This window comes from Variovorax paradoxus, from assembly GCF_000834655.1.
Classification (GTDB): domain Bacteria; phylum Pseudomonadota; class Gammaproteobacteria; order Burkholderiales; family Burkholderiaceae_C; genus Variovorax; species Variovorax paradoxus_F.
Window position 1 is genome coordinate 52651 of sequence record NZ_JXQQ01000005.1, and the last position, 22423, is coordinate 75073.

Genomic DNA, 22423 nt, shown 5'->3' on the forward strand with positions numbered 1-22423 from the left:
GTGTCGGAGTGTGAATTTTTTGTTCGTATCGATCCATCCCCGAGAACTGGTAGACGCCCTGACCGGTCGAGAACCGACAACGACGCTAGACGCGTGGCTCGGTCCTCGATGGCGAACTACGCCACAGCCGGCCCGAACCCATGGCTCTCTGCCGCCTGCTCGCAAGGCACGCGCTCGACCTGCACGGTCGAATGGTGGATGTCGAAGCGCTCGGCCAACAGCGCGCGCAGCTGCAACATCAGCGGCGCCATGTCGCCCACCTCGGACGTGCACACCACATGCACGCTCAGGCTCACCTTGCCGCTCGAAAGCGCCCACACATGCAGGTCGTGCAGGCTGGCGACACCCGCGCTGCCAAGCAGCGCACGCTCGACCTCGGGCAGGTCCACATCGTCCGGCACGCCTTCGAGCAGCACGTTCAGGCTCTCGCGCAGCAGTCGCCAGGTGCGCGGCAACACCCACAGCCCGATAGCCACCGCAATCACCGAATCGACCCACGCCCACCCGGTGAAGCGGATCACCAGCGCGCCGACGATCACGCCGACCGAGCCCAGCATGTCGGCCCACACCTCCAGGTACGCGCCCTTCACGTTCAGGCTCTCGTCCTTGCCGCTCGCGAGCAGCCGCATGCCGACGAAGTTGACGACCAGCCCGCCCACGGCCACCAGCAGCATCGTGGTCGACTGGATCTCGGCCGGCGCCGAGATGCGCCGCCAGGCCTCGTACAGCACATACATCGCCACGAAGAACAGCAGCACCGCGTTGAGCATGGCCGCAAGAATCTCGAAGCGGTAGTAGCCGAAGGTGCGCCGCTTGTCCGCCGGCCGCTTGCCGATCCAGATGGCCGCCAGCGAGATCGCGAGCGCCACCGTGTCGGTGAACATGTGGGCTGCATCGGAAAGAAGCGCGAGGCTCCCGGACACCAGCCCGCCCACCACCTCGGCCATGAGGTAGAGCGAGGTCAGCAGCAAGGCCCAGCGCAGCGCGCGCTCGTTGCCATTGCCGCCCACCGCGTGGGCATGGTCATGCGCCATGGGGCGTCACTCCTTGAGAACCTGGAGAAGGGTCGAGCGGCGCGCCGTGGCGCTGCTCGCGGGCGTCCTGCAATTCCTCGTCTTCGTCGCGCCGGTGGGCGATGCGGTAGAGCAGCGGCAGCACCAGCAGCGTCAGCGCGGTCGAAGAAAGAATACCGCCGATCACCACGGTGGCCAGCGGCCGCTGCACCTCGGCGCCGGTGCCGGTGGCAATGGCCATCGGCACGAAACCCAGCGACGCGACCAGCGCCGTCATCAGCACCGGCCGCAGCCGGGTGAGCGCGCCTTCGCGGATCGCCTCGTCCAGCGGCAACCCGCCTTCGCGCAGGTTGCGGATGAACGAGATCATCACCAGCCCGTTGAGCACCGCCACGCCCGACAACGCAATGAAGCCCACCGCCGCCGAGATCGACAGCGGTATGCCGCGCAGCCAGAGCGCCACGATGCCGCCGGTGAGCGCGAACGGGATGCCGGTGAACACCAGCAACCCGTCCTTCAGGTTGCCGAACATCGCGAACAGCAGCGTGAACACCAAGAGCAGCGACACCGGCACCACCACCTGCAGGCGCTCTGTGGCGGAGGCCAGGTTCTCGTACTGGCCGCCCCACACGGTCCAGTAGCCGGAGGGAATGCTCACCTTGCGCATCGCTTCTTCCGCCTCGGCGACGAACGAGCCCAGGTCGCGGCCGCGCACGTTGGCGCTCACCACGATGCGGCGCTTGCCGTTCTCGCGGCTCACCTGGTTGGGGCCCGGCGCGAGCTCCAGCGTGGCGACTTCGCCGAGCGGAATGAAGCTGGTGCGCGCGCCCTCCGCGCCCGCGCCCGCTCCTTTCGGCAGCGCGACCGGCAGGCGCTTGATCGCCTCCAGGTCGGTGCGCAGGTTCTCGGGCAGGCGCACGAGGATGTCGAAGCGCCGGTCGCCGTCGAACAGCGTGCCCGCCTCGCGTCCGCCGACGGCGATGGAAACCGCATCCTGCACGTCGCCCACGTTCAGGCCGTAGCGCGCCGTCTTCTGTCGGTCGATGTTCACCGTGAGCATCGGCAGGCCCGTGGTCTGCTCGACCTTCACCTCGGCCGCGCCGGAGATTCCCGCGAGCACCTTCGACACCTCGGCTGCCGTCTTGTCAAGCACGTCCATGTCGTCGCCGAAGATTTTCACGGCCACGTCGCTGCGCACGCCGGAGATCAGCTCGTTGAAGCGCAACTGGATGGGTTGCGAGAACTCGTAGTTGTTGCCCGGCAGCTTCTCGACCTCTTCCTGCACCGCGGCCAGCAGCTCGGCACGCGTGCGACGGGGCGCAGGCCACTCGCTCTCGGGCTTCAACATGATGTAGCCGTCGGAGATGTTCGGCGGCATCGGGTCCGACGCGATCTCGGCGGTGCCGGTGCGCGCGAACACGCGCTCGATCTCCGGAAACTTCTCCTTCAGCGTGCGCTCGAGCTGCTTTTGCATCTCGACCGATTGCGTGAGGCTGGTGCCCGGGATGCGCAGCGCCTGGATCGCGAAGTCACCTTCGCCGAGGCTGGGCACGAACTCCGTGCCCAGCCGCGTGGCGAGCAGGCCCGAGAGCACCACCGCCACCACCGCCGTGGTGATGACCAGCGGCTTGGCCGTCATCACGCGTGCGAGCAACGGCTCGTAGCCGCGCTTGGCCCACACCATCAGCCGGTTCTCCTTCTCGCCGACCTTGTTGCCGATGAAGAGCGCCACCGCAGCGGGAATGAAGGTGATCGACAGGATCATCGCGCCCAGCAGCGCGATCACCACGGTGAAGGCCATCGGGTGGAAGAGCTTGCCCTCCACGCCCGTGAGCGCAAAGATCGGCAGGTACACGATCATGATGATCAGCTGGCCGAACAGCAGCGGGCGACGCGCCTCCTGCGAGGCGGCGAACACCTCGTGGAAGCGCTCGCTGCGCGTGAGCGGTCGCCCGTGTTTCGCCTGTGCATGCGCCAGCCGCCGCACGCAGTTCTCGACGATCACCACCGCTCCGTCGATGATGATCCCGAAGTCCAGCGCGCCCAGGCTCATGAGGTTGGCGCTGACCTTCTGGTTCACCATGCCGGTGAAGGTGAAGAGCATCGACAGCGGAATCACCAGCGCGGTGATCAGCGCCGCGCGGATGTTGCCGAGAAAGAGAAACAGAACCGCGATCACCAGCACCGCGCCCTCGAAGAGGTTCTTCTTCACCGTGGCGATGGCCTTGTCCACCAGCACCGTGCGGTCGTACACCGTCACCGCCTTCACGCCCGCGGGCAGCGTGCGGTTGACCTCCTGCATCTTCTTGTCGACGGCTTGCGACACGGTGCGGCTGTTCTCGCCGATCAGCATGAACACGGTGCCCAGCACCACCTCGCGACCGTTGTCGGTGGCCGCGCCCGTGCGCAGCTCCTGGCCGATGCCGACCTCGGCCACGTCCTGCACGCGCAAGGGAATGCCGCCCGAATTGCCCAGGATCACGTTGCCGATGTCTTCCACCGACTTCACCTGCCCCGGCGCGCGGATGAGGTACTGCTCGCCGCGCTTTTCGATGTAGCCCGCGCCCACGTTGGCGTTGTTGCGCTCCAGTGCGGTGACCAGGTCGGTCATCGTGAGGCCGTGCGCCAGCAGCTTCGCGGGGTCGGGCGCGATCTGGTATTCCTTGTCGTAGCCGCCGATGGAGTTGATCTCGGTCACGCCCTTCACGTTGCGCAGCTGCGGCTTGATGATCCAGTCCTGGATCTCGCGCAGGTCCGTGGGCGTGTAGGGCTTGCCGTCGGGCTTCTTCGCGCCCTCCTCCGCCTCGACGGTCCAGAGGTAGATCTCGCCCAGCCCCGTGGAGATCGGCCCGATCACCGGCGAGATGCCGCTGGGCATGCTCTCGCGCGCCGACTGGATGCGCTCGTTCACGAGTTGCCGCGCGAAGTAGATGTCGGTGCCGTCCTCGAAGATCACCGTCACCTGCGAGAGGCCGTAGCGCGAGAGCGAACGGGTCTGCTGCAGGCCCGGCAGGCCCGCCATCACCGTCTCGATGGGGTAGGTCACGCGCTGCTCGGCCTCGAGCGGCGAATAGCCGGGCGCGGCGGTGTTGATCTGCACCTGCACGTTGGTGATGTCGGGCACGGCGTCGATGGGCAGCTTCTGGTAGCTGAAGATGCCGAGCGCGGCCATGCCGAGCACGGCGAGCATGACGAGCCAGCGCTGCGCGATGGAGAAGCCGATGATGCGTTCGAACATGCGGCGTCCTCAGTGGGTGTGCGTGGCGGAGCTCTTGCCCTGCTGCGACTTCACGACGAAGCTGCCGCTGGCCGCGTAGGGCGCGCCCGGCTTCAAGCCGCCCACGATCTCGATGCGCTTGCCGTCGCTGCGGCCGGTCTGCACATGCTGCGGCATGAAGCCGCCGGGCACCTTGAGGAAGACGGTTGGTTTGTCTTCCACCGTCTGCACCGCTTCGGCCGACACCGTGACAGGCGCGTCCGCCTCGGACGCCACCAGCTCCACGTTCACGAAGAGGCCCGGGCGCCACACGCGCTGCGGGTTGGTCAGAGTCACGCGCGCCGTGGCGGTGCGCGTCTGCGCGCCGATGAGCGAGCCCACGTACGACACAGTGCCGCTCGCGGTCTGGTCGAACGCGGTCGAGCGGATGATCACCGGCTCGCCGATGCGCACCAGGTTCAGGTTGTTGGCGGCCACGCTGATCTCGGCCCACACGGTCGAGAGGTCGGAAATGGTGAACACGTTGACCGCCTCGCCCACCGATTCGCCCAGCGAGATGTGCTTCTCGACCACCATGCCGTCGAAGGGTGCGCGCAGCTCGTAGCGGCCGAGCGCGGCCGAGCCCGGCGTGGCGCCCAGCGCGAGCAGCTTCTGGTTGGCGTTGGCCACGGCGATCTGCGCCTCCTGCATGGCCTGCTGGGCCTGCAGGTAGTCCTGCTGGGGCGAGATCTTTTCTTCCCAGAGCTTCTTCTCGCGCTCGTAGGTGGTGCGGGCCAGTTCCAGCCGCCGCTGCGCCGATTGCAGCGCGCTGCGCTGCTCCGAGAGCCCCGGGCTCGAGAGCACCGCGAGCACCTGCCCGCGCCTGACCTCCTGCCCCAGGTTGGCCGACACGCTGTCGACCACGCCCGCCACGCGCGGCACCACGTGGGCCGTGCGGTCTTCGTTGAACTTGATCTCGCCGGGCAACTGCAGCGAGGTCTTGATGCGCGCAGGGCCGGCGCTTTCGATGGACAGGCCGGCCGCCTTCACCTGCTCGTCGGTGAAGGCGATCTTTTCTTCTCCTTCCTTGTGTTCCTTGTGTTCCTTGTTCTCCTTCGTTTCGGCCTTCGCTTCGGCGGGAGCGCCCTTCTCCCTGGCGTCGGCCTCCCTGGCTTCCTCGCCGTGGTGCTCCTTGTCGCCATGGCCCTTGGCCTCTTCGTGCCCGTGTTCATGGCCGTGGTCCTTGCCTTCGGCCTTCCCTTCCTCGTGGTGCTCGCCGTCGGCATGGCCTCCGGCTTCCGAATGGCCGGCCGCCTCGGGCTTGGCCGGCGCGGTGCGCAGGATGAGGGCCCCGGCCACGAGGCCTGCAACGAGGACGGCCACGATGGCCATCCACTGCCTCTTGCCGATGCGGCCGGCGAAAGTCTTGCGTTCTTCTTGCATGTTCACGGTCTGTTGCGTCCTGGTCAGCGCACGGCAGCGGCCGTGCTGGGAATTTCTTCGCCGTCGGTGCCGAGCAGGCGATCGAGTTCGCCGGCCGCGCGGTGCGCATCGGCCAGCGCGACGAGGTACTGGTTGCGCACCTGGAACAGCGTGCGCTGCGCATCGAGCGCTTCGAGAAAACTGAACTTGCCCAGCTCGAAGCCCTTGGTCGCGGCCCTGTAGGCGGTCTCGGCGCCGGGAAGCGCATCGCGTTGCAGCGTCTCGGCCGTGGCGCGCGCCGAGCGCAGGCGCTCGGTGGCCTGCGCCACGTCGGCGCCCAGTTGCAGTTCGGCGGCGGCGAGGTCGTCGCGCGCTTTCTCCTCGCGGCTCAGCGCTTCGGCGAGGTTGCCGCGGTTGGTATCGAAGATCGGCAGCGGCACCGAGAGGCCGACGACGACCTGGTTGCGGCGGCTCGCGCCTTCGGTGTCGATGGACGCAGGCACGCGCTTGGCGCCGAGCGAGACGGTGATGTCGGGAATGCGCTTGGCCTGCTCCAGGCTGGAGAGCGCCTCGCGCCGTTCGACTTCGAGCCGCGCCTGCCGCAGCACGGGCGCCGCGAAGAGCCGGCCCTCGACTCCCTGCGCCGAGGCGAGCGCGGGCAACCGGTCGATCGCGCCATCCACCTGCGTGAAGCGCGGCGCCGGATTGCCCCACAGCGCGGCCAATTGCTGGCGCGCGGCGCGCAGCGCGCCCTCGGCCTGCAGCAGTTCGACGCGCACGCCCGCTTCGGCCACGCGCGCGCGGGTTTCCTCCAGCGGCGAGACCTTGCCGGCGGTAACGCGATTGGCGGCGGCCTTCGTCGCGGTCTGCGCAAGACCGACGGAGTCCTGCGCGAGCCGCAGGCGCTCCTGCGCCGTCAGCACCTCGAAGAACAGCGTGACGGTCGATGCACGCAGCTCCGAGCGCCGTGCTGCGAGCGCCGACGCAGCCTGGTCGCGCGCGCGCTCCGCGGCCGTCACGCGGGCCGCGCGCTTGCCGCCCAGCTCGATCGGCTGGCTCAGCTGCAGCGTGGTGGTGCGGTTGTCGCGGCGCAGGTCTTCCAGCTGCGCATCGAGCGTCGGGTTGGGCCAGGCGCCGGCCTGGACGATGGCGCCCTCGGTAGCCTCCTGCTCGCGGGAGGCCGCGGACAGGCTGGGGTTGGCCTGCAGCACCATCGCGACGGCGCTTCCGAGGGTGAGCGGTCCCGCGGGCTCCAGCGTCCTGGCGGCCGGGCGGGATGACGAGGTCGAGAGCCCAGCTATCGGCTGTGGCGACTGTGGCGACTGTGGCGATTGTGAAAAGGCCGGGGGCACCGCCAAGGCCAACACGGCCAGCGGCACGAAGAGCGTGCGCATCGAATTCTCCTGGGTTGCGAAACAACGGACGGACGAATTCGGCGAGAGCTCAGCTGATGAAGGGGATCAGTGGTGGTTGGTGTTCTCTCGCCGAATCAGATGGCGAGAGACCGTGCGGGTCGCACAGGGACTTCGGAGACGTGAGAAACGAAACGCTCTTCCGATCGAGCGTGCAGCACCTGGGGCAGCAGCGGCACATCGGCCGCATCGCCGGCCGCCACGTTCACATGCTGCGCGCATCCGAAATGGCTGACGATGCAATGGCCGACCGCACCATTGGGCTGCGTGGTGGAGTTCTTCTTCGCGCCGTCGCCCGTGTGCGTGCGGTCGGTGCCGCGGGCATCGTCCTCGTGGTGGCCCCAGTGCCCGGGCTGCGTGTCGCGCTCGTGCTCGCAATACGCCGCCGACGCCGCCCAGCTGAGCTGGAACGGAAGCAGGACGAGCAGAAAGATGAGGAGCCAGCGGCGCATGAGGCAAAAAGTATATCGGCGGGGGCGAACGCCGCGTCCCGCAAAGGCCCTGCTGATCGAGGGCCCGGCGCAATCTACGACTTCATCGCGGCGCTTTGTCCGTCAATAGGATTACTAAATCGTAACCAGTGTTTTGAGAGCTATTGGGTACGATCTGCGAATGCGAATTCTTGTCATCGAAGACGAGCCCAAACTGGGCGACTACCTGAAAAAGGGACTCGAGGAAAACGGATATGTCGTCGACATAGCCCGCGACGGCATCGAAGGCCGCTACCTCGCCACCGAGGGAGACTACGCGCTGGTTCTCCTGGATGTGATGCTCCCCGGCATCGATGGATTCGCCGTGCTGCAGGCCATACGCCGCACAAAGAACGTGCCCGTGCTGGTGCTCACCGCGCGCGACAAGGTCGAAGACCGCGTGCAGGGCCTGCAGCAAGGCGCCGACGACTACCTGGTCAAGCCCTTTTCGTTCTCCGAGCTGCTCGCGCGCGTGCAGGCGCTGTTGCGGCGCGGCAAGGCACAGGACTCGACGGTGCTGCGCCTGGCCGACCTGGAACTCGACATGGCCAGCCGCAAGGTGTTTCGCAACCGCGTGCGGCTGGAGCTCACGGCCAAGGAGTTCACGCTGCTGGTGGTGCTGCTGCGCAGGCGCGGCCAGATCCTCTCGCGCACCACGCTCGCCGAGCAGGTGTGGGACATGAATTTCGACAGCGACACCAACGTGGTGGAAGTGGCCATCCGGCGCCTGCGCAGCAAGATCGACGATCCGTTCGAGGTGAAGCTGCTGCACACCGTGCGCGGCATGGGCTACGTCCTGGAAGACCGCTCCTGGGTATGAACCCACCCCCAAGCTCGCCCGCTTCGTGTGGCCGCCCGCCCCCTCGCAGGAGGCAATGCCTGCGGCCCGGCAAAGCCGGTTCCGCGGCACTTTCGCGATGAGCCTGCCCAACTCGATCCAGCGCCGCCTCTCGCTCTGGATCGCCGCGCAGACGCTGTTCGGCCTGAGCGTGATCTGCCTGGCCATCTACCTCGTCACAGCCTGGAACTTCGGCCAGAAGCAGGAGGACGAACTCGACCAGAAGGCGGTGCTGGTGCAGCACCTGCTCAAGGAGGCCGAGAAAGGCGGCGACCTCGTCTTCCTCAAGCACAAGCTGGACGACTTCTTCTCGATGCAGGACGACGTGAGCCTGTCGATCACGCATGCGGGCCGGCAGCTCTTTCAGTCGCGGCCCACCACGGGCGGCCGCTGGATGCGGCGCGACCTCACGGTGCCTTGGCAGCAAGGCAGTCCCGCAACCGAGTTGCAGGTGCAGCTGGGCGTGAACGTCGCGCAGGAGGCGCGGCTGCTCGAGCGGCTCGCCTGGACGCTGCTCGGCGCCGTGGTGCTGGGCACCGCGCTGGTGTCGTTCACGGGCATGTGGCTGGTGCGGCGCGGCCTGCGACCGCTGAAAGCGCTGGCCGACCGGACCGCGGCCATGGCGCCGGACAAGGCGAACCAACCGATCGATGCCTTGGCCTTCGCCGCGGAGCTGCGCCCGTGGATCACGCAGTTCAACGCGCTGCTGCTGCGCGTGCAGCGCGCCTACGTGCAGCTCGAATCGTTCAACGCCGACGTGGCGCACGAGCTGCGCACGCCGCTCGCCAACCTCATCGGCTCCACCGAACTCGCGCTCACGCGGCAGCGCTCCAACGAGGAGCTGCAGGGCGTGCTGACGTCGAATCTCGAGGAGATCGGCCGGCTCTCGGGCATCGTCACCGACATGCTGTTTCTCTCGAAGGCCGACCGCGGCACCTCGACCCGCTCGCGCGCCGTCGTGAGTCTCGCGGCGCAGGCGCACGACGTGATCGACTTCTACGACGCAATGCTCGACGAGGCGGGGTTGAAGGCCGAGGTCGCCGGCGATGCCATGGCCGACGTGGACGCCGCGCTGGTCCGCCGTGCGCTCTCCAACCTGCTGGGCAATGCGATCCGCTTCGCCGCGCCGGCTTCCACCATCGGGATCGAGCTGAAGGCGGACCACGACGAGTTCATTCTTGCGGTCGAGAACCGCGGGGAGCCGATCGATCCAGCTGCGCTCCCTCGCCTCTTCGAGCGTTTCTATCGCGCTGCGCAGGCCCGCGACGGATCGACCCGGCACCACGGGCTGGGCCTTGCCATCGTCGAGGCCATTGCGTGCATGCACGGCGGGCGCGTGTTCGCGTCGAGCGAGGGCGGTGCGACGCGCATCGGCTTCACCGTGCGCCGCAACGGCTGAGCGAGGCCGCGACAACCGTTCGGACTGCGGCAACCGTGCGGGCCGCGACAACCGTGCGGGCTGCGGCAACAACGTCAGGCTGAGGTCCAACCCCCAGGCCGAGACCCCTATCGTTCGGGCTGAGCTTGTCGAAGCCTCGCGCGGCGCTTCGCCAAGCTCAGCGTGAACGGCCCTGTCGTCATGACGCCACCTGGCCTGAAATCAGGGCTTGGCGTGCGCCTCGGCTTCGACCGGCGCGGCCACGTCGGCAGCCGCCTTGGGCTTGCGGCCGATGCACAGCGTCATCAGCGGCCCGGTCATCGCGGTGGTGGCGAGCGCCATCACCAGCAGCATCGTGAAGAGCTCGGGGCCGATCAGGCCCACGTCGAAACCGATCTTGATGACGATCAGCTCCATCAGCCCGCGCGCATTCATCAGGGAACCAGTGGCCATGCTGTCGCGCCAGCTGTAGCCGGCCATGCGCGCGCCGGCCGCGCCGCCGGCGATCTTGCCGAAGGTGGCCACGCTGATGATCAGCAGCATCGCGCCCAGGCTCGCGCCCGTGAACGCGCTGGCGGTGGTGCCCAGCCCGGCGAGCGCGAAAAAGAGCGGCATCAGCACGACGATGGAGATGGGCTCGATGCGCTCGCTGAGCGAGCGCAGGAGGCGGTCGTCGCGCGGCAGGCAGGCGCCGAACAGGAAGGCGCCGAACACCGCATGCAGGTGCAGCCATTCGGTGAGCAGCGCGGTGACCAAGAGGCCGATCATCAGCGAGGCCATCACCGTGGTCGAGGGCTCGCCGTCGGGCGCCTTCACGCGCAGCAGCCAGGCAAAGGCCGGCTTCAGGCCGAAGAACAGGAAGACCAGCATCACCACCACGCCGACCGTGATCTTGATGAGGCCGGTGTAGCCCTCGCCCGCCCCCACCATCGCCACCACGAAGGCCAGCAGGATCCAGGCGAACACGTCGACCACCGCGGCGGCGCTGAGCGAGAGCTGGCCGAAGGGCGTGCGCGTCATGCCGCGGTCCTTCAGGATGCGCGCCATGACAGGGAAAGCGGTGATCGAGAGCGCCGCCGCCATGAAGAGCGCGAACGGCCAGAACGCGACGCCGGCCGGTGCCAGCGCGGGATACAGCGTGGGCGAGATCGCCAGGCCCAGCGCCAACGGCACGATCACGCTGAGCACGCCCACCGCACCGGCCGCCTTGAGCTGCGAGCGCATGTTCTGCGAGGACCGCAGCTCCAGCCCGACCACGAACATGAACAGCACCAGCCCCACGGTCGACAGCGACGACAGGCCCTGCAGGAGGTCCTTGGCGAACAGCTGCGCATGCAGCGAGGGAAAGAGCGCGCCCATCACGGCCGGGCCGAGCATCAGGCCCGCGGCCATTTCGCCCACCACGCTGGGCTGGCCCAGGTAGCGAAGCAGCCAGCCGCAGACGCGCGCGGTGGTGAGGATGACGACGAGTTGCAGCAGCAGGGTGGTAGCAGACATGGGAGATCGGGGCGCGAGAGCCAAAGGGCGTAGCCGCCGATGTTAGTGCCGCACGAGGGGCAGTTCAATCCGGCTGTCGGCCCGCCAGGATGCGCGCCAGGCACTCGGCCAGCTCCTGCAGCCCCAGCGGCTTGTGCAGCACCTCGGCCACGCCCGCATCGCGCGCCCGCTGCTCGAGCGCCACGTTGACATTGCCGCTCACCAGCGCCACCGGCAGCGCCGGACGCCTGGAGCGCAGCAGCCGGGCCAGCTCGCTGCCGGGCATGCCGGGCAGCATCTCGTCGGTGAGCACCGCGTCGAAGCGCAGCGGATCGGCCACGAACGCGGCCAGCGCGCGTTCGCTGGTGCCGAAGCCCACCGGCTCGTAGCCCAGGCTCGCGAGCAGTTCCTCGGCCAGCTCGAGCAGCGGCTGCTCGTCGTCCACGATCATCACGACCTCGCCGTTGCCGCGCGGGCAGCCGGGCACGGTGTCCAGCGGCGCCTGCTCGGGCTCGCCCTCCCCGGCCAGCCCCTGCAGCACCGGCAGCCACACCGACACGACGGTGGGCTGGCCCGCCCCCGTCGCCACGTCGATGGCGCCGCCGATGTCCGCCACGATGCCGTGCACCACCGAGAGCCCGAGCCCCGTGCCCTCGCCCACCTTCTTGGTGGTGAAGAACGGATCGAACATGCGCTGCAGCACCTCCGGCGGAATGCCCGGGCCGGTGTCGCCCACGTCCAGGCGCACATAGGCGCCGGCCGCGATGTCGCCGTGCAGGAGCGCCCGCTTGTGGGCGATGTCCACGCGGTCGAGCCTGAGGCTCACGACGCCTTCGTCGCCCATGGCCTGCACGGCGTTCGTGCAGAGGTTCATCACCACCTGGTAGAGCTGCGTGCCGTCGCCCACCACGGCCGCGCTGCCGGACTGCAGCCGCGCGTCCACGCGCAGGCCCGGCGGCAGCGTGGGCACGAGCATCGAGATCACCTCTTCCACCAGCGCCTGCATGTTGACCGGCACGCGCTCGGCGATGCCGCTGCGGCTGAAATCGAGAATGCGCCGCACCAAAAGGCGCGCGCGGGCGCCGGCCTGCATCACGCGGTCGATGTGCCGGCGCATCGCGCTGCCGGCCTCGGCCTGCTGCTGCGCCATTTCGCCGAAACCGAGGATGGCGCCCAGGATGTTGTTGAAGTCGTGCGCAATGCCGCCCGAGAGCGTGCCCAGCGCCTCCAGGCGCTGCGTCTGCTGCAGGCGCGCTTCGAGCCGGGCCTTGTCGGCCTCGGCGAGCTTGCGGTCGCTCACGTCGGTCGCCGCGCCGAAGAGGCGCAGCGCCGTGCCGGCCTCGTCGCGCACGCAGCGGCCGCGCGCGTGGATCCAGCGCCACTCGCCGCCGGCGTGGCGCACGCGGTATTCGAGTTCGACCGCGTGCGTGCGGCCGGCCAGGTGGTCGTCGATGGCGGCCTTGGCGTGCAGCGCGTCGTCGGGGTGCAGGTGCACGTGGCGCAGCACGTCGGCCGGGGTGCCCAGCGGCACCGACGCATCGACGCCGTGCAGCGCGCGCCACTTGTCGGAGACGAACACCGAGCCCTCCGCGACGTTCCATTCGGCATGGCCTTCGTTGGCGGCCTCCATGGCCATGGCGTAGCGCTCCTCGCTCTGGCGCAGCGCCAGTTCGCCGCGCTCCTGTCGCCGCAACTGGCGCAAGAGGCCGACGATGGTGAGCACCACCAGGAGGATCAGCAGCACCGTGCGGATGCCCGAGCTCCACATCTCGTCGTACCAGGGGCGCAGCGCCTCTTCCTCGTCGCGCATGATGGCCAGGATCAGCGGCCGCCTGCCCACGCCCACCGCGGCGATCAGCTTGGGCCGGCCGTCCATCGGGTTGATGGCGCGCGCCACCCTGCCGCCTTCCTTCAGTGCGGCGAGTTCGGGAAAACTCAGCCTCTTCGCGGGGTCGGTGGGGCCCGGCTGGCGTACCACCAGCATGCCGTCGCTCAGCGTGAGCAACAGCGAACTGCCCTTGCCCAGCTGGATCGCCGAGTACATACCCTCCAGGTGCTGCAGCGTGACGATCGCGGTGACCACGCCCGCGAACGCGCCATTGGGCCCATCGATGCGGCGCGACACCACCAGGCCCGGCATGCCTTCGGTGCGGGTGGTCATGGGCTCGCTGATGAAAAGCCCGGTGTCGCGCGAATCGCGCTGCGCGATGAAGTACGGGCGGTCGGACACATCGGCCAGCGGCCCGCCCGTGTCGCGCGAGCGGTGGCGCTGCATGCCATGGGCATCGACGACGGTCAGCACGCTCACCTGCGGCACGCCGACCGTGCGGGAGGCCAGGCCCGGCGACACCTCGCCGGGTCCGAAGTCGCCGCTCGCGGCCCCGTACCAGCTCGCGGTGTCGCGCAGCACCACGTCGACCGCCTGCATGCTGCGCAGCGACTGCTCGGCCAGCGCCTTGGCGAGGTTGCCGAGCTCGCGCTCGTTGGCCAGCATGATCTGCTGGTGCAGCCGCCAGCCGTCGTAGCCCGCCGAGCCGATGCACGCGGCGATCAGCAGCACGCCGGCGGCCACGATGCGGCGGCGCAGGCGTTCGGTGGTCTTCATTGCGTGACTCGTCCTCAGTGCGCCGCGCCGATGGTGTCGGCCACCGCCTGGAGCAATTCGCCGCGCGCGCAGGGCTTGGCGACGAGGCGTCGCAAGCCGAGGGCGCGGGCAGGGTTCGAATCGCTGTGCAGGCTGCGGCCCAGGCGGGTCGAGAGGCCGATCAGCGCCGCCTGCGGATAGCCGGCCCGCACCGCACGCACGGTGTCGGCGCCGCCGCCCCGCAGGTCGGGCACATCGACGATCACCAGGTCTGCATCGCTGCCGCCGCGGGCGGAGGCCGTGCCCTGCGCGGGCAGCGCCTGCACGGCGTAGCCCTCGCCCAGCAGCCATTCGCAAATCAGTGTTCGCATGGCGCTATCTTCCTCGATCACGACGACGGTCAGCATGGTCTCTCTGTTCGGTGCGGGCGACGCCGGTTGCCGCCATGACGCAATTGGCGCTCCCGCACATGCCGCCCTCATGTCGGCGGCGGCGCGGGCATTTCATCTGTAATGCGGACGTATGCCGCGCAGCGAAGTTGCATTACCCTTCGCCTCCATGAGCGCCAGCCACCACATCCTTGTCGTCGACGACGATCCGGCCATTCGCGAACTGATGGACGAGTACCTCACCGAGAACGAGCTGCGCGTGACCACCGCCGTCTCGGGCGCCGAGATGAAGAAGGCGCTCGCGGAATCGGTCATCGACCTGGTGGTGCTCGACCTGCGCCTGGGCGGCGAAGACGGCATGCACCTGGCGCGCCACCTGCGCGAGACGAGCGCCATCCCGGTCATCATCGTGACCGGCAAGCGCGACGAGGCCGACCGCGTGATGGGCCTGGAGATCGCGGCCGACGACTACATCACCAAGCCTTTCAGCAACCGCGAGCTGCTCGCCCGCATCCGCGCCGTGCTGCGGCGCTACCAGGTGCAGCGCGACGCCACCGCGGCGACGCCGGCCAAGGGTGGCACCGAGCGCAGGGCCTATCGCTTCGCGGGCTGGGAACTGAATGTGCTGGTGCGCCGCCTCACCGCGCCGGACGGCCGGCGGGTGGAGCTGAGCAACGGCGAATTCAACCTGCTGCTGGCGCTGTGCGAGGCGCCGCAGCGCGTGCTCTCGCGCGACCAGTTGCTCGAACTCTCGCGCCTGCACGGCGCGGAGGTGTACGACCGGTCGATCGACGTGCAGATCTTGCGCCTGCGCCGGAAGATCGAGGTCGATGCCTCGACGCCGCAGTTCATCCGCACCGAGCGCGGTGCGGGTTACGTGTTCGACACGCAGGTCGACGCGCTGAACTGAAAAGGCCTCAGAGCCCTTGCACCTGCACCGGCTTGCCGGGCTGCCCCGCCACCTGCGGCGCGATCACGAGGTAGCGGCGCGAGGCCTGTGCATTCGACTGCACGATCTGCCGGATCGGCCCGATCGCGTTCACGATGGCCGAGCCCGCCGGGTTGGTCATGAAGTTGGCCAGCGGCTGCAGCGCGCCGCCGCCATCCGGTTGCTCGGCGAGCGCGAGCACGTAGGGCGACCTGGGTTCGAGCCCCGTCGCGGAGGCCTGCAGCACCTGCGTCAATCCCTGGTCGAACAGCGTCACGCTGGTGGGCGCGCCAACCTTGTCGCCTTGCACGGCCATGAGCGTGAGGTGCGCGGCCTGCCCCGCCACGCCGAGCGGCTGCAGCCCCTGCATGCCGTCGCCCTCTGGCACCGCATTCGGTACATAGGCTATTGCCTGCGGCGCCTGGCCGATGGGCACTTCGCCCACGACCTTGTTCGTCGCGGTGTCGATGACAGCCAGGGCATCGGCGTTCTCCAGCCCCACGTAGATGCGCGAGCCGTCGCCCGAAGGCCAGATGCCGTGCGGCAGCTTGCCGACCGGGATGGTCGCGACCTGCGAGAAATCGTCGGTGCGGAACACCTTCACCTGGTTGAGCCCGCCGATGGTCACGTAGGCGAAGGTGCCCTTCTTCGTGGCGGCGAAGTTGACGTGGTTGGTGATCGGCCCGGTGTCGAACGACTTGATGACCGCGAACGGCGGCTTCGCATCGAACACCATCGTGCGGCCCACGTCCTTGAGGGTGAACCAGACCTGCTTGCCATCGGGCGTGGCGGCGATGTTGGGGCAGAAGGGGCTGTCCTGCTTCACACGGCCGGCGATCTGCTTGGTCGCGGTGTCGATCACCACGGTCTCGGGGTTGAACGACGAGCACACGTAGCCGTACCGGCCATCGGGCGAGAAGATCTGCATGCCGGGCCCTGCGGGCGTGACGATGCGGGTCTTCTCCTCGAAGGTGGCCGCGTCGATCACCGACACGTAATTTTCCCCGCGCACAGTGACCCACACCTCCTTGCCATCTGGCGTGAAGAAGGCCTCGTGCGGCGAGCGGCCGACGTAGGTGGTGTGCCTGACGGCGTTGGTCGCGGTGTCGATGAAGGTCACCGAGTTCGATCCGATCGACACGATGGCCAGCGTTCGGTGGTCGGGCGAGAAGCCCATGCCGTGCACCAGCACCTGGCCCTTGTAGAGCGGGCTGAAGTTGCCGGGCGACGGATCGCCCAGGCGAATCACGCCCAGCAGCCGGTTGTCGGCCGGGTCGGTCACGGAGACGGTGTTGGAGAACTGCTCGGCGGCGTAGATGCGATCGCGGTGGCTCACCGGGATGTCGGCCGATGCAGAGGCGCCTGGGGCCTGGCCCGCCTGCGCGAACGAGGCGGCAAGGGCGAGCGATGCGCACAGCAGCGCGGCGGCGTGACGAATGGGGGTCATGGGTTGTCTCGGTGCTCCATGTGCATGCCGGGCATCGAATGCCGATGCGGCATGGGATCTGTTGTTGTGTTGGTGGCCGAAAGGCCCTGCGTGGGCGCAGGTGCCGATGGCGGCAGCGGCTGGCCGAGCGCCAGGTGCATCGCGGCGATCTCCTGCTGCTGCTCGACGATGATTTCCTGCGCGATGCGGCGCAACTGCTCGTTGCGGCCGTAGCGCAACTCGGCCTGCGCCATCTCGATCGCGCCCTGGTGGTGCGGGATCATCATCGCGGCGAAGTCGCGGTCGACGTCTCCCGAGGGCTTGATCTCCATCGCGGCCATCATCCGGTTCATGGCGGCGTCGTTCTCTGCGGCGAAGGCGGCGGCGAGAGAGTCGGCTGCCGCGGGCATCACGCCCGCGGCAGCGACCCACGCTGCAACCGCCACGGCTGCCAGCGCAACGCCGCGCTGCCGGCGCGGTGACGTGGCGCTCACTGGCCTGCGCTTTGCGGCGTGGCCATCGCGACGGCGCTGTTCGTCGCCACGGCGTTGCCGCCGTGTGCAAGGAAGAACGAGCCGCTGTCTTCGCCATAGAGCGCGTCGAAGTGGCCGCTCTTCTCGGCCGCTGCCAGCTCGGCCTTGACCTCGGCGCGCGGTTCGGTCGACTTGAAATTGCGCGAGAGATACGCCGAGCCGCTGTCGGTGGCGACCAGCACGCCCAGCGTGCCGTCGGCCTTGGCCTGCGCCAGTTCGGCCTTTACTTCGGCGCGCGGTTCGCTCGACTGGAAGTGGCGCGACAGGTAGGCCGAGCCGCTGTCCTCGCCCGTGAGGGCGGCCAATTGGCCGCTGGCCTGCGCCGCCTTCAGCTGCGCGACGACTTCCGCGCGGGTCAGGCTCTGGGCCGAGGCGGCGCCGGCGGCGGTGAGCATCACGGTGGCGGCAAGGGCAGCCATGGCGGCATTGAGTTTCTTCATGATCGTTTCCTTCTTGCGCATCTGAAAAGTAGAAGAGGTGCGCCAGCAGATACGCGTCCGGCGAGCCCCAAGCCAACACTGGGTGATCCAGGCACCGGAGGGCTGTGCCTTGATCGGTGTCGATTCGGGCTCTACTTTGCAAAGCGCGCGTTGCGCACGGATTGCGCGCGCGGCGCGGCCGATTCAGATGAAGCGGGAACGATTGCAGATGAAATACAGGGGCGAGGTCGAGTGAGGTCAGCCGCTTGACGAGCTTGCGGCCCTACGCGGTGAGCCATGTGTGCAATGCAGCGCGCATGCCGCTGGCGAAGCGGGCGGCGCGGCCGCGGGTCTCAGCCCTTCTCCGCCCGCATCAGCCGCAGCCCGTTCGCCACCACCAGCAGGCTCGCGCCCATGTCGGCGAACACCGCCATCCACATCGTTGCGCTGCCGAACACCGCGAGCACGAAGAACACACCCTTGATGCCCAGGGCCAGCGTGATGTTCTGCCACAGCACCGCGTGCGCGCGGCGCGAGAGGCGGATGGTCTCGGGGATGCGGCGCAGGTCGTCGTTCATGATGACCACGTCGGCCGCTTCCATGGCGGTGTCGGTGCCCGCGCCGCCCATGGCGAAGCCGATGTCGGCCTGCGCGAGCGCCGGCGCGTCGTTGATGCCGTCGCCGGTCATCGCCACCGCGCCGTAGCGTTCCTGCATGGCCTTGATGGCGCCCAGCTTTTCCTCGGGCAGCAGGTTGCCTCGCACGTCGTCGATGCCGGCGTGCGCGCCGATGGTCTTCGCGGTCGCGGCGTTGTCGCCGGTGAGCATCACCGGCACGACGCCCAGGGCGCGCAGTTCGGCCACCGCGGCTTGCGACGATTCCTTGATGGTGTCTGCCACGGCGAAGAGCGCGAGCACCGCCTGGCTCGATGCGAGCAGGGTCACGGTGCGGCCGGCCTCTTCATGGCGCTCGAGTTCGGCTTCGAGCGCCGGCGTGCACAGGCCCTTCTCCTCGATCAACCGGTGGTTGCCGAGCATGTAGGCCTGGCCCGATAGCGTGGCCTGCACGCCGCGGCCGGGCAGCGCGGTGAAGTCGCCGACCTCTGCGCGGTCGCCCTTCAGTCCATCGGCGATGGCCTTGGACACCGGATGGTCCGAGCGGACCGCGATGCTCGCTGCAATCGCGAACACCGCCGCTTCGTTGCCCGATGCATCGAGCAGCGTCGACTCGACCAGCTTGGGCTTGCCTTCGGTGATGGTGCCCGTCTTGTCCAGCGCCACCGCCTTGAGCTTGCGCGCCTCTTCGAGGTACGTGCCGCCCTTGATCAGGATGCCGCGCCGCGCGGCCGATGCGAGCGCGCTCACGACCGTGACGGGCGTGGAGATCACCAGCGCGCACGGGCAGGCTATGACCAGCAGCACCAGCGCCTTGTAGAGGGCCTGCAGCCAGGTCCAGTCCATGAAGAGCGGCGTGAAGAGCGCGATCGCCAGCGCCAGCACGAAGACCGTGGGCGTGTAGATGGCGGCGAACCGGTCGACGAAACGCTGCGTGGGAGCGCGCGTGCCCTGCGCCTCTTCGACCGCGTGGATGATGCGCGCGAGCGTGGTGTTGGCAGCCACCGCCGTGACACGGAATTCCAGTGCGGCGGTCTGGTTGATGGTGCCCGCGAAGACCGGATCGCCGACGGTCTTGTCGACCGGAATGCTCTCGCCCGTGACGGGCGCCTGGTCGATGGCGCTCAGGCCCGCAGTCACCACGCCGTCCAGCGGCACGCGCTCGCCGGGGCGGATGCGGGCAATGGCGTCGAGCGGCACCGCGTCGGCCATCACGGTCTGCCAGCTGCCGTCGGGCTGCTTCACCTCGGCCTGTTCGGGGGCGAGCGCGAGCAGGCCCTGGATCGCGTTGCGGGCGCGGTCCACCGCGCGGGCTTCGATCAGCTCGGCAATCGCATAGAGCGCCATGACCATCGCGGCCTCGGGCCACTGGCCGATGACGAAGGCGCCGGTCACGGCGACGGCCATCAGCGCGTTGATGTTGAGGCGCCCGCGCACCAGCGCGCCGAAGCCCTTCTTGTAGGTGTCGAGACCGGCCAGGCCGATGGCCACGAGCGCAAGCACCATCTCGGCGGCCAGGAAGCCCTTGCCTTCGAGCGCGAGGAACGAGATCGACTCGGCCGCGATGGCCAGCACCAGCGCGGCGACCAGGCGCGCGAGGCCGATGCTCATGCCCGCGATGCGTGCGGGGGCGGCTGCCGCGCCGGCGGCCGGGGCGCTCGCATCGCCCAGCGCCTCGGGCTTGAAGCCGGCCTTGCGGATCGCATCGAGCGCATGGGGCAAGGCCACGTCGTCGGCCGTGATGGCCATCGTGCGTTCGCCGAGCCGGAAGCGCAGCCCCTTCACCCCGGCAACTGGCTCGAGCGCGCGGCGGATTTCGGATTCTTCGACCGCGCAGTCCATCGTGGGAATGCGAAAGAGCAAGGCGCCCTTGGGGAGGTCGGCGGTGTCGGCAACGGGCGACGAACCGCAGACCGGGCTGCCGCAGCAGGCCGTCTCCACATGGGCATGTGCGTGTCCATGCGCGTGATCGTGACCATGGTCGTCAGGGTCTTGATGGAGCGCCGGCGTCACCGGCTTCAGGGCGTTCTGGTTCGTCATGAAGTCGATTGGAAACCCTGAAGCAGGTGTAGAGTCAAACGCAATCCCTTCACTTCGATTTGCCGCATCATGAAAATCGGTGAACTCGCCAAGGCCGCGAACACCCCGGTCGAAACCATCCGGTACTACGAGCGCGAGCAACTGCTGCCCGCGCCCGCCCGCACCGACGGCAACTACCGCATCTACGACGACGAGCACGCCCAGCGCCTGGGTTTCATCCGGCGTTGCCGCTCTCTCGACATGACGCTCGACGAGATCCGCAGCCTTCTCAAATTCCGCGATGCGCCGCAGGACGACTGCGGCCAGGTCAACCAGCTGCTGGACGACCACATCGGGCACGTGGCCGCGCGCATTTCCGAACTCAAGACCCTCGAGAAGCAATTGAAGGCGCTGCGCCTGCAATGCTGCGGGCCCGAATCGGCGAACGCCTGCGGCATCCTGCAGGAACTGGACACCGCCACCCCCGCACCCGAGACCTTCGGCCAGCATGCGGGCCATGTGCACGGTTCGCTGCACGGCACGTCCGCCAGGCGCCCGGCCTGAAATCGGCTTGAGGTCAGCCTCGCCATGATCTCGCCCGACCTGCTGCGCCGCATGTGCGAAGCGCGCGACCGGCTCCAGTTCGAACTGGAGCCTCCGGCCAGGGTGGCGGACCTCGCGCGGGAGGCGGGCCTCTCGACCTCGCACTTCATCACCCAGTTCAGCGCGCTCTTCGGCGAGACGCCCCTGCAATGCCGCACGCGCGCACGGCTGGAGCGCGCGCGGGCGATGCTGCTGGCCACCGACGAGCCGGCCACGCAGATCGGCCTGGCCCTGGGCTTCACGGACCTCGGAAGTTTCTCGCGCCTCTTCACCCGGCACTTCGGTGTGCCGCCCCGGGCCTACCGGCGCAGCGGCCAGCCGTGCGCGGCGCCCGCAGGGTGCATCGCGCTCATGAACCTGGCGCATGCGGGCGACCGCAATTTCGGCGAAGTCGCGAGCGGGCATGTTGGGCAGGATGGCGGCTTTCCACCTCACTGAACCCATTCATCATCATGCGCATCAACCTGACGAGCATCTTCGTGGACGACCAGGACAAGGCCCTGGCCTTCTACACGCAAGTCCTCGGCTTCGTGAAGAGCCTGGAGATCCCGGCCGGGGAGTACCGGTGGCTCACGGTGAAGTCGCCCGAAGGCGGAGACACGGAGCTTTCGCTGGAGCCCAACGCCAACCCCGCGGCCCGCACGTACCAGCAGGCCCTGATGAGCCAGGGCATCCCGGCCACGGCGTTCCAGAGCGACGACCTGGAGGCCGACGCGAAGCGCCTGCGCGGGCACGGCGTGCGCTTCACGATGGACCCCACCGAGCAGGGGCCGATCAAGCTGGCGATCTTCGCGGACACCTGCGGCAACCTGATCCAGCTGTACCAGCCGCTGAACAGCTGACCAGTCGCCCAGCCCCGGGGGGCTATTTCCCGATGAGCTGCGTGAGCTTGTCCGCCTCGAAGCATTCGTCGCGCGCCGCATCGCCGGGCACGCAGTCCCTTGTGCCGGGGTGCGCCGACAGCTTCTCGATGGCCTGCCACAGCAGCGCGATCTGGTGCTCCTGCCCGGAGGCGTTGTCGATGAGCCCGCGCATCGCCTGGCTCAGCGGGTCGTCGTTCTGCGTCACGCCGTAGGCCGAGAACCCCATGCGCGAGGCGGTTTCCTCTCGCCGCGCCGCGGCTGCGGCCTCGATGACGCGCGCCGGATTGCCGACCGCCGTGGCGCCCGCGGGCACCGGCTTGGTGACCACCGCGCCGGAGCCGACGCGCGCGCCCGCCCCGACCGTGAAGCCGCCCAGGATCGATGCATTGGCACCCACGATCACGCCGTTGCCCAGCGTCGGATGGCGCTTGGCGCCGCGGGCCAGCGAAGTGCCGCCCAGCGTCACGCCCTGGTAGATCGTGACGTTGTCGTGGATCTCCGCCATCTCGCCGATGACGACCCCCATGCCGTGGTCGATGAACAACCCCTGGCCGATGGTCGCGCCCGGATGAATCTCGATGCCGGTGACCCAGCGCGCGAACTGCGAGATGAAGCGCCCGCCCCACTTGAAGCCGTGCGTCCAACACGCGTGCGCCCAGCGATGCAGCACCACGGCATGGAAGCCGGGGTAGAGCGTCATCACTTCCCAGGCGCTGCGGGCGGCCGGGTCGCGTTCGAGGATGCACCGGATGTCGGCGCGCAGTCGAGAGAACATCGCTGCCTTTGTTGTCGTTATATCGATAGGGCCGGGCAGTCTAAAGCCCGGTGTCTTCGCGTACT

At 68.7% G+C, this 22423-nt stretch carries 19 protein-coding genes; 6 read left to right on the forward strand and 13 right to left on the reverse strand.

Translation table 11 applies throughout. From position 1 onward, the window contains the following. Positions 1-116 precede the first annotated feature (116 nt). The 5 genes from RT97_RS01425 to RT97_RS01445 form a co-directional block, all read right to left on the reverse strand. Positions 117-1034: a cation diffusion facilitator family transporter gene (locus tag RT97_RS01425; protein ID WP_042576997.1), complete on the reverse strand. Its 918-nt coding sequence runs from the start codon at positions 1032-1034 to the stop codon at positions 117-119. Continuing rightward, positions 1024-4251 carry a CusA/CzcA family heavy metal efflux RND transporter gene (locus RT97_RS01430; protein WP_042576998.1) on the reverse strand — a complete coding sequence of 1076 codons (3228 nt, stop codon included), beginning with the start codon at positions 4249-4251 and terminating at the stop codon, positions 1024-1026. The genes RT97_RS01425 and RT97_RS01430 overlap by 11 nt, the downstream gene beginning before the upstream one ends. A gap of 9 nt (positions 4252-4260) precedes the next feature. Then, entirely contained in the window at positions 4261-5658 is a 1398-nt protein-coding gene (locus RT97_RS01435; protein ID WP_080898128.1) for an efflux RND transporter periplasmic adaptor subunit, read from the reverse strand. A gap of 17 nt (positions 5659-5675) precedes the next feature. Further along, positions 5676-7025 carry a TolC family protein gene (locus tag RT97_RS01440; RefSeq protein WP_042576999.1) on the reverse strand — a complete coding sequence of 450 codons (1350 nt, stop codon included), beginning with the start codon at positions 7023-7025 and terminating at the stop codon, positions 5676-5678. A 95-nt stretch (positions 7026-7120) separates the two neighbouring features. After that, on the reverse strand, positions 7121-7495 hold the full coding sequence (locus RT97_RS01445) for a hypothetical protein (protein ID WP_042577000.1): 375 nt from the start codon (positions 7493-7495) through the stop codon (positions 7121-7123). Positions 7496-7655: 160 nt separating this feature from the next. On the opposite strand from RT97_RS01445, the gene RT97_RS01450 reads away from it, so the two are divergent. Together RT97_RS01450 and RT97_RS01455 are read left to right on the forward strand one after the other, a co-directional pair. Then, positions 7656-8333, forward strand: coding sequence for a heavy metal response regulator transcription factor (locus RT97_RS01450; RefSeq protein WP_042577001.1), 678 nt, complete (start codon positions 7656-7658; stop codon positions 8331-8333). Between the two features lie 97 nt (positions 8334-8430). Continuing rightward, on the forward strand, positions 8431-9750 hold the full coding sequence (locus RT97_RS01455) for a heavy metal sensor histidine kinase (RefSeq protein WP_042577043.1): 1320 nt from the start codon (positions 8431-8433) through the stop codon (positions 9748-9750). Between the two features lie 201 nt (positions 9751-9951). On the opposite strand, the gene RT97_RS01460 is transcribed toward RT97_RS01455, so the two are convergent. The 3 genes from RT97_RS01460 to RT97_RS01470 form a co-directional block, all read right to left on the reverse strand. Continuing rightward, positions 9952-11226, reverse strand: coding sequence for a cation:proton antiporter (locus RT97_RS01460; RefSeq protein ID WP_042577002.1), 1275 nt, complete (start codon positions 11224-11226; stop codon positions 9952-9954). A gap of 64 nt (positions 11227-11290) precedes the next feature. Then, positions 11291-13810, reverse strand: coding sequence for an ATP-binding protein (locus RT97_RS31975; protein ID WP_052810516.1), 2520 nt, complete (start codon positions 13808-13810; stop codon positions 11291-11293). 14 nt (positions 13811-13824) lie between these two features. Continuing rightward, positions 13825-14196: a response regulator gene (locus RT97_RS01470; RefSeq protein WP_042577003.1), complete on the reverse strand. Its 372-nt coding sequence runs from the start codon at positions 14194-14196 to the stop codon at positions 13825-13827. 151 nt (positions 14197-14347) lie between these two features. Between RT97_RS01470 and RT97_RS01475 the strand changes: the two genes are divergently transcribed. Then, positions 14348-15088: a response regulator gene (locus tag RT97_RS01475; RefSeq protein ID WP_042577045.1), complete on the forward strand. Its 741-nt coding sequence runs from the start codon at positions 14348-14350 to the stop codon at positions 15086-15088. 7 nt (positions 15089-15095) lie between these two features. On the opposite strand, the gene RT97_RS01480 is transcribed toward RT97_RS01475, so the two are convergent. From RT97_RS01480 to RT97_RS01495, 4 genes are all read right to left on the reverse strand, one after another. Further along, positions 15096-16553 (reverse strand): YncE family protein, encoded by a 1458-nt coding sequence (locus RT97_RS01480; RefSeq protein ID WP_042577004.1) that lies wholly within the window; start codon positions 16551-16553, stop codon positions 15096-15098. Then, entirely contained in the window at positions 16550-17026 is a 477-nt protein-coding gene (locus RT97_RS01485) for a DUF305 domain-containing protein (protein ID WP_080898129.1), read from the reverse strand. The genes RT97_RS01480 and RT97_RS01485 overlap by 4 nt, the downstream gene beginning before the upstream one ends. Beyond that, positions 17023-17505 carry a DUF4148 domain-containing protein gene (locus RT97_RS01490; RefSeq protein ID WP_172672140.1) on the reverse strand — a complete coding sequence of 161 codons (483 nt, stop codon included), beginning with the start codon at positions 17503-17505 and terminating at the stop codon, positions 17023-17025. Before RT97_RS01490 ends, RT97_RS01485 begins: the two co-directional genes overlap by 4 nt. Before the next feature lie 332 nt (positions 17506-17837). After that, positions 17838-20138 carry a heavy metal translocating P-type ATPase gene (locus tag RT97_RS01495; RefSeq protein WP_042577006.1) on the reverse strand — a complete coding sequence of 767 codons (2301 nt, stop codon included), beginning with the start codon at positions 20136-20138 and terminating at the stop codon, positions 17838-17840. A gap of 69 nt (positions 20139-20207) precedes the next feature. Between RT97_RS01495 and cadR the strand changes: the two genes are divergently transcribed. Genes cadR through RT97_RS01510 form a run of 3 tightly spaced genes read left to right on the forward strand, consistent with a single transcriptional unit; the run spans position 20208 to position 21562 of the window. Then, positions 20208-20681 (forward strand): Cd(II)/Pb(II)-responsive transcriptional regulator, encoded by a 474-nt coding sequence (cadR, locus tag RT97_RS01500; protein ID WP_042577007.1) that lies wholly within the window; start codon positions 20208-20210, stop codon positions 20679-20681. 24 nt (positions 20682-20705) lie between these two features. Continuing rightward, entirely contained in the window at positions 20706-21158 is a 453-nt protein-coding gene (locus RT97_RS01505) for a helix-turn-helix transcriptional regulator (RefSeq protein ID WP_052810517.1), read from the forward strand. A 14-nt stretch (positions 21159-21172) separates the two neighbouring features. After that, complete coding sequence (locus tag RT97_RS01510) at positions 21173-21562, forward strand: VOC family protein (protein ID WP_042577008.1); 390 nt, start codon at positions 21173-21175, stop codon at positions 21560-21562. A 22-nt stretch (positions 21563-21584) separates the two neighbouring features. Here the strand turns inward: RT97_RS01510 and cysE are convergent, their stop codons facing one another. Next, complete coding sequence (gene cysE / locus RT97_RS01515; protein WP_301280742.1) at positions 21585-22397, reverse strand: serine O-acetyltransferase; 813 nt, start codon at positions 22395-22397, stop codon at positions 21585-21587. Positions 22398-22423 lie beyond the last annotated feature (26 nt).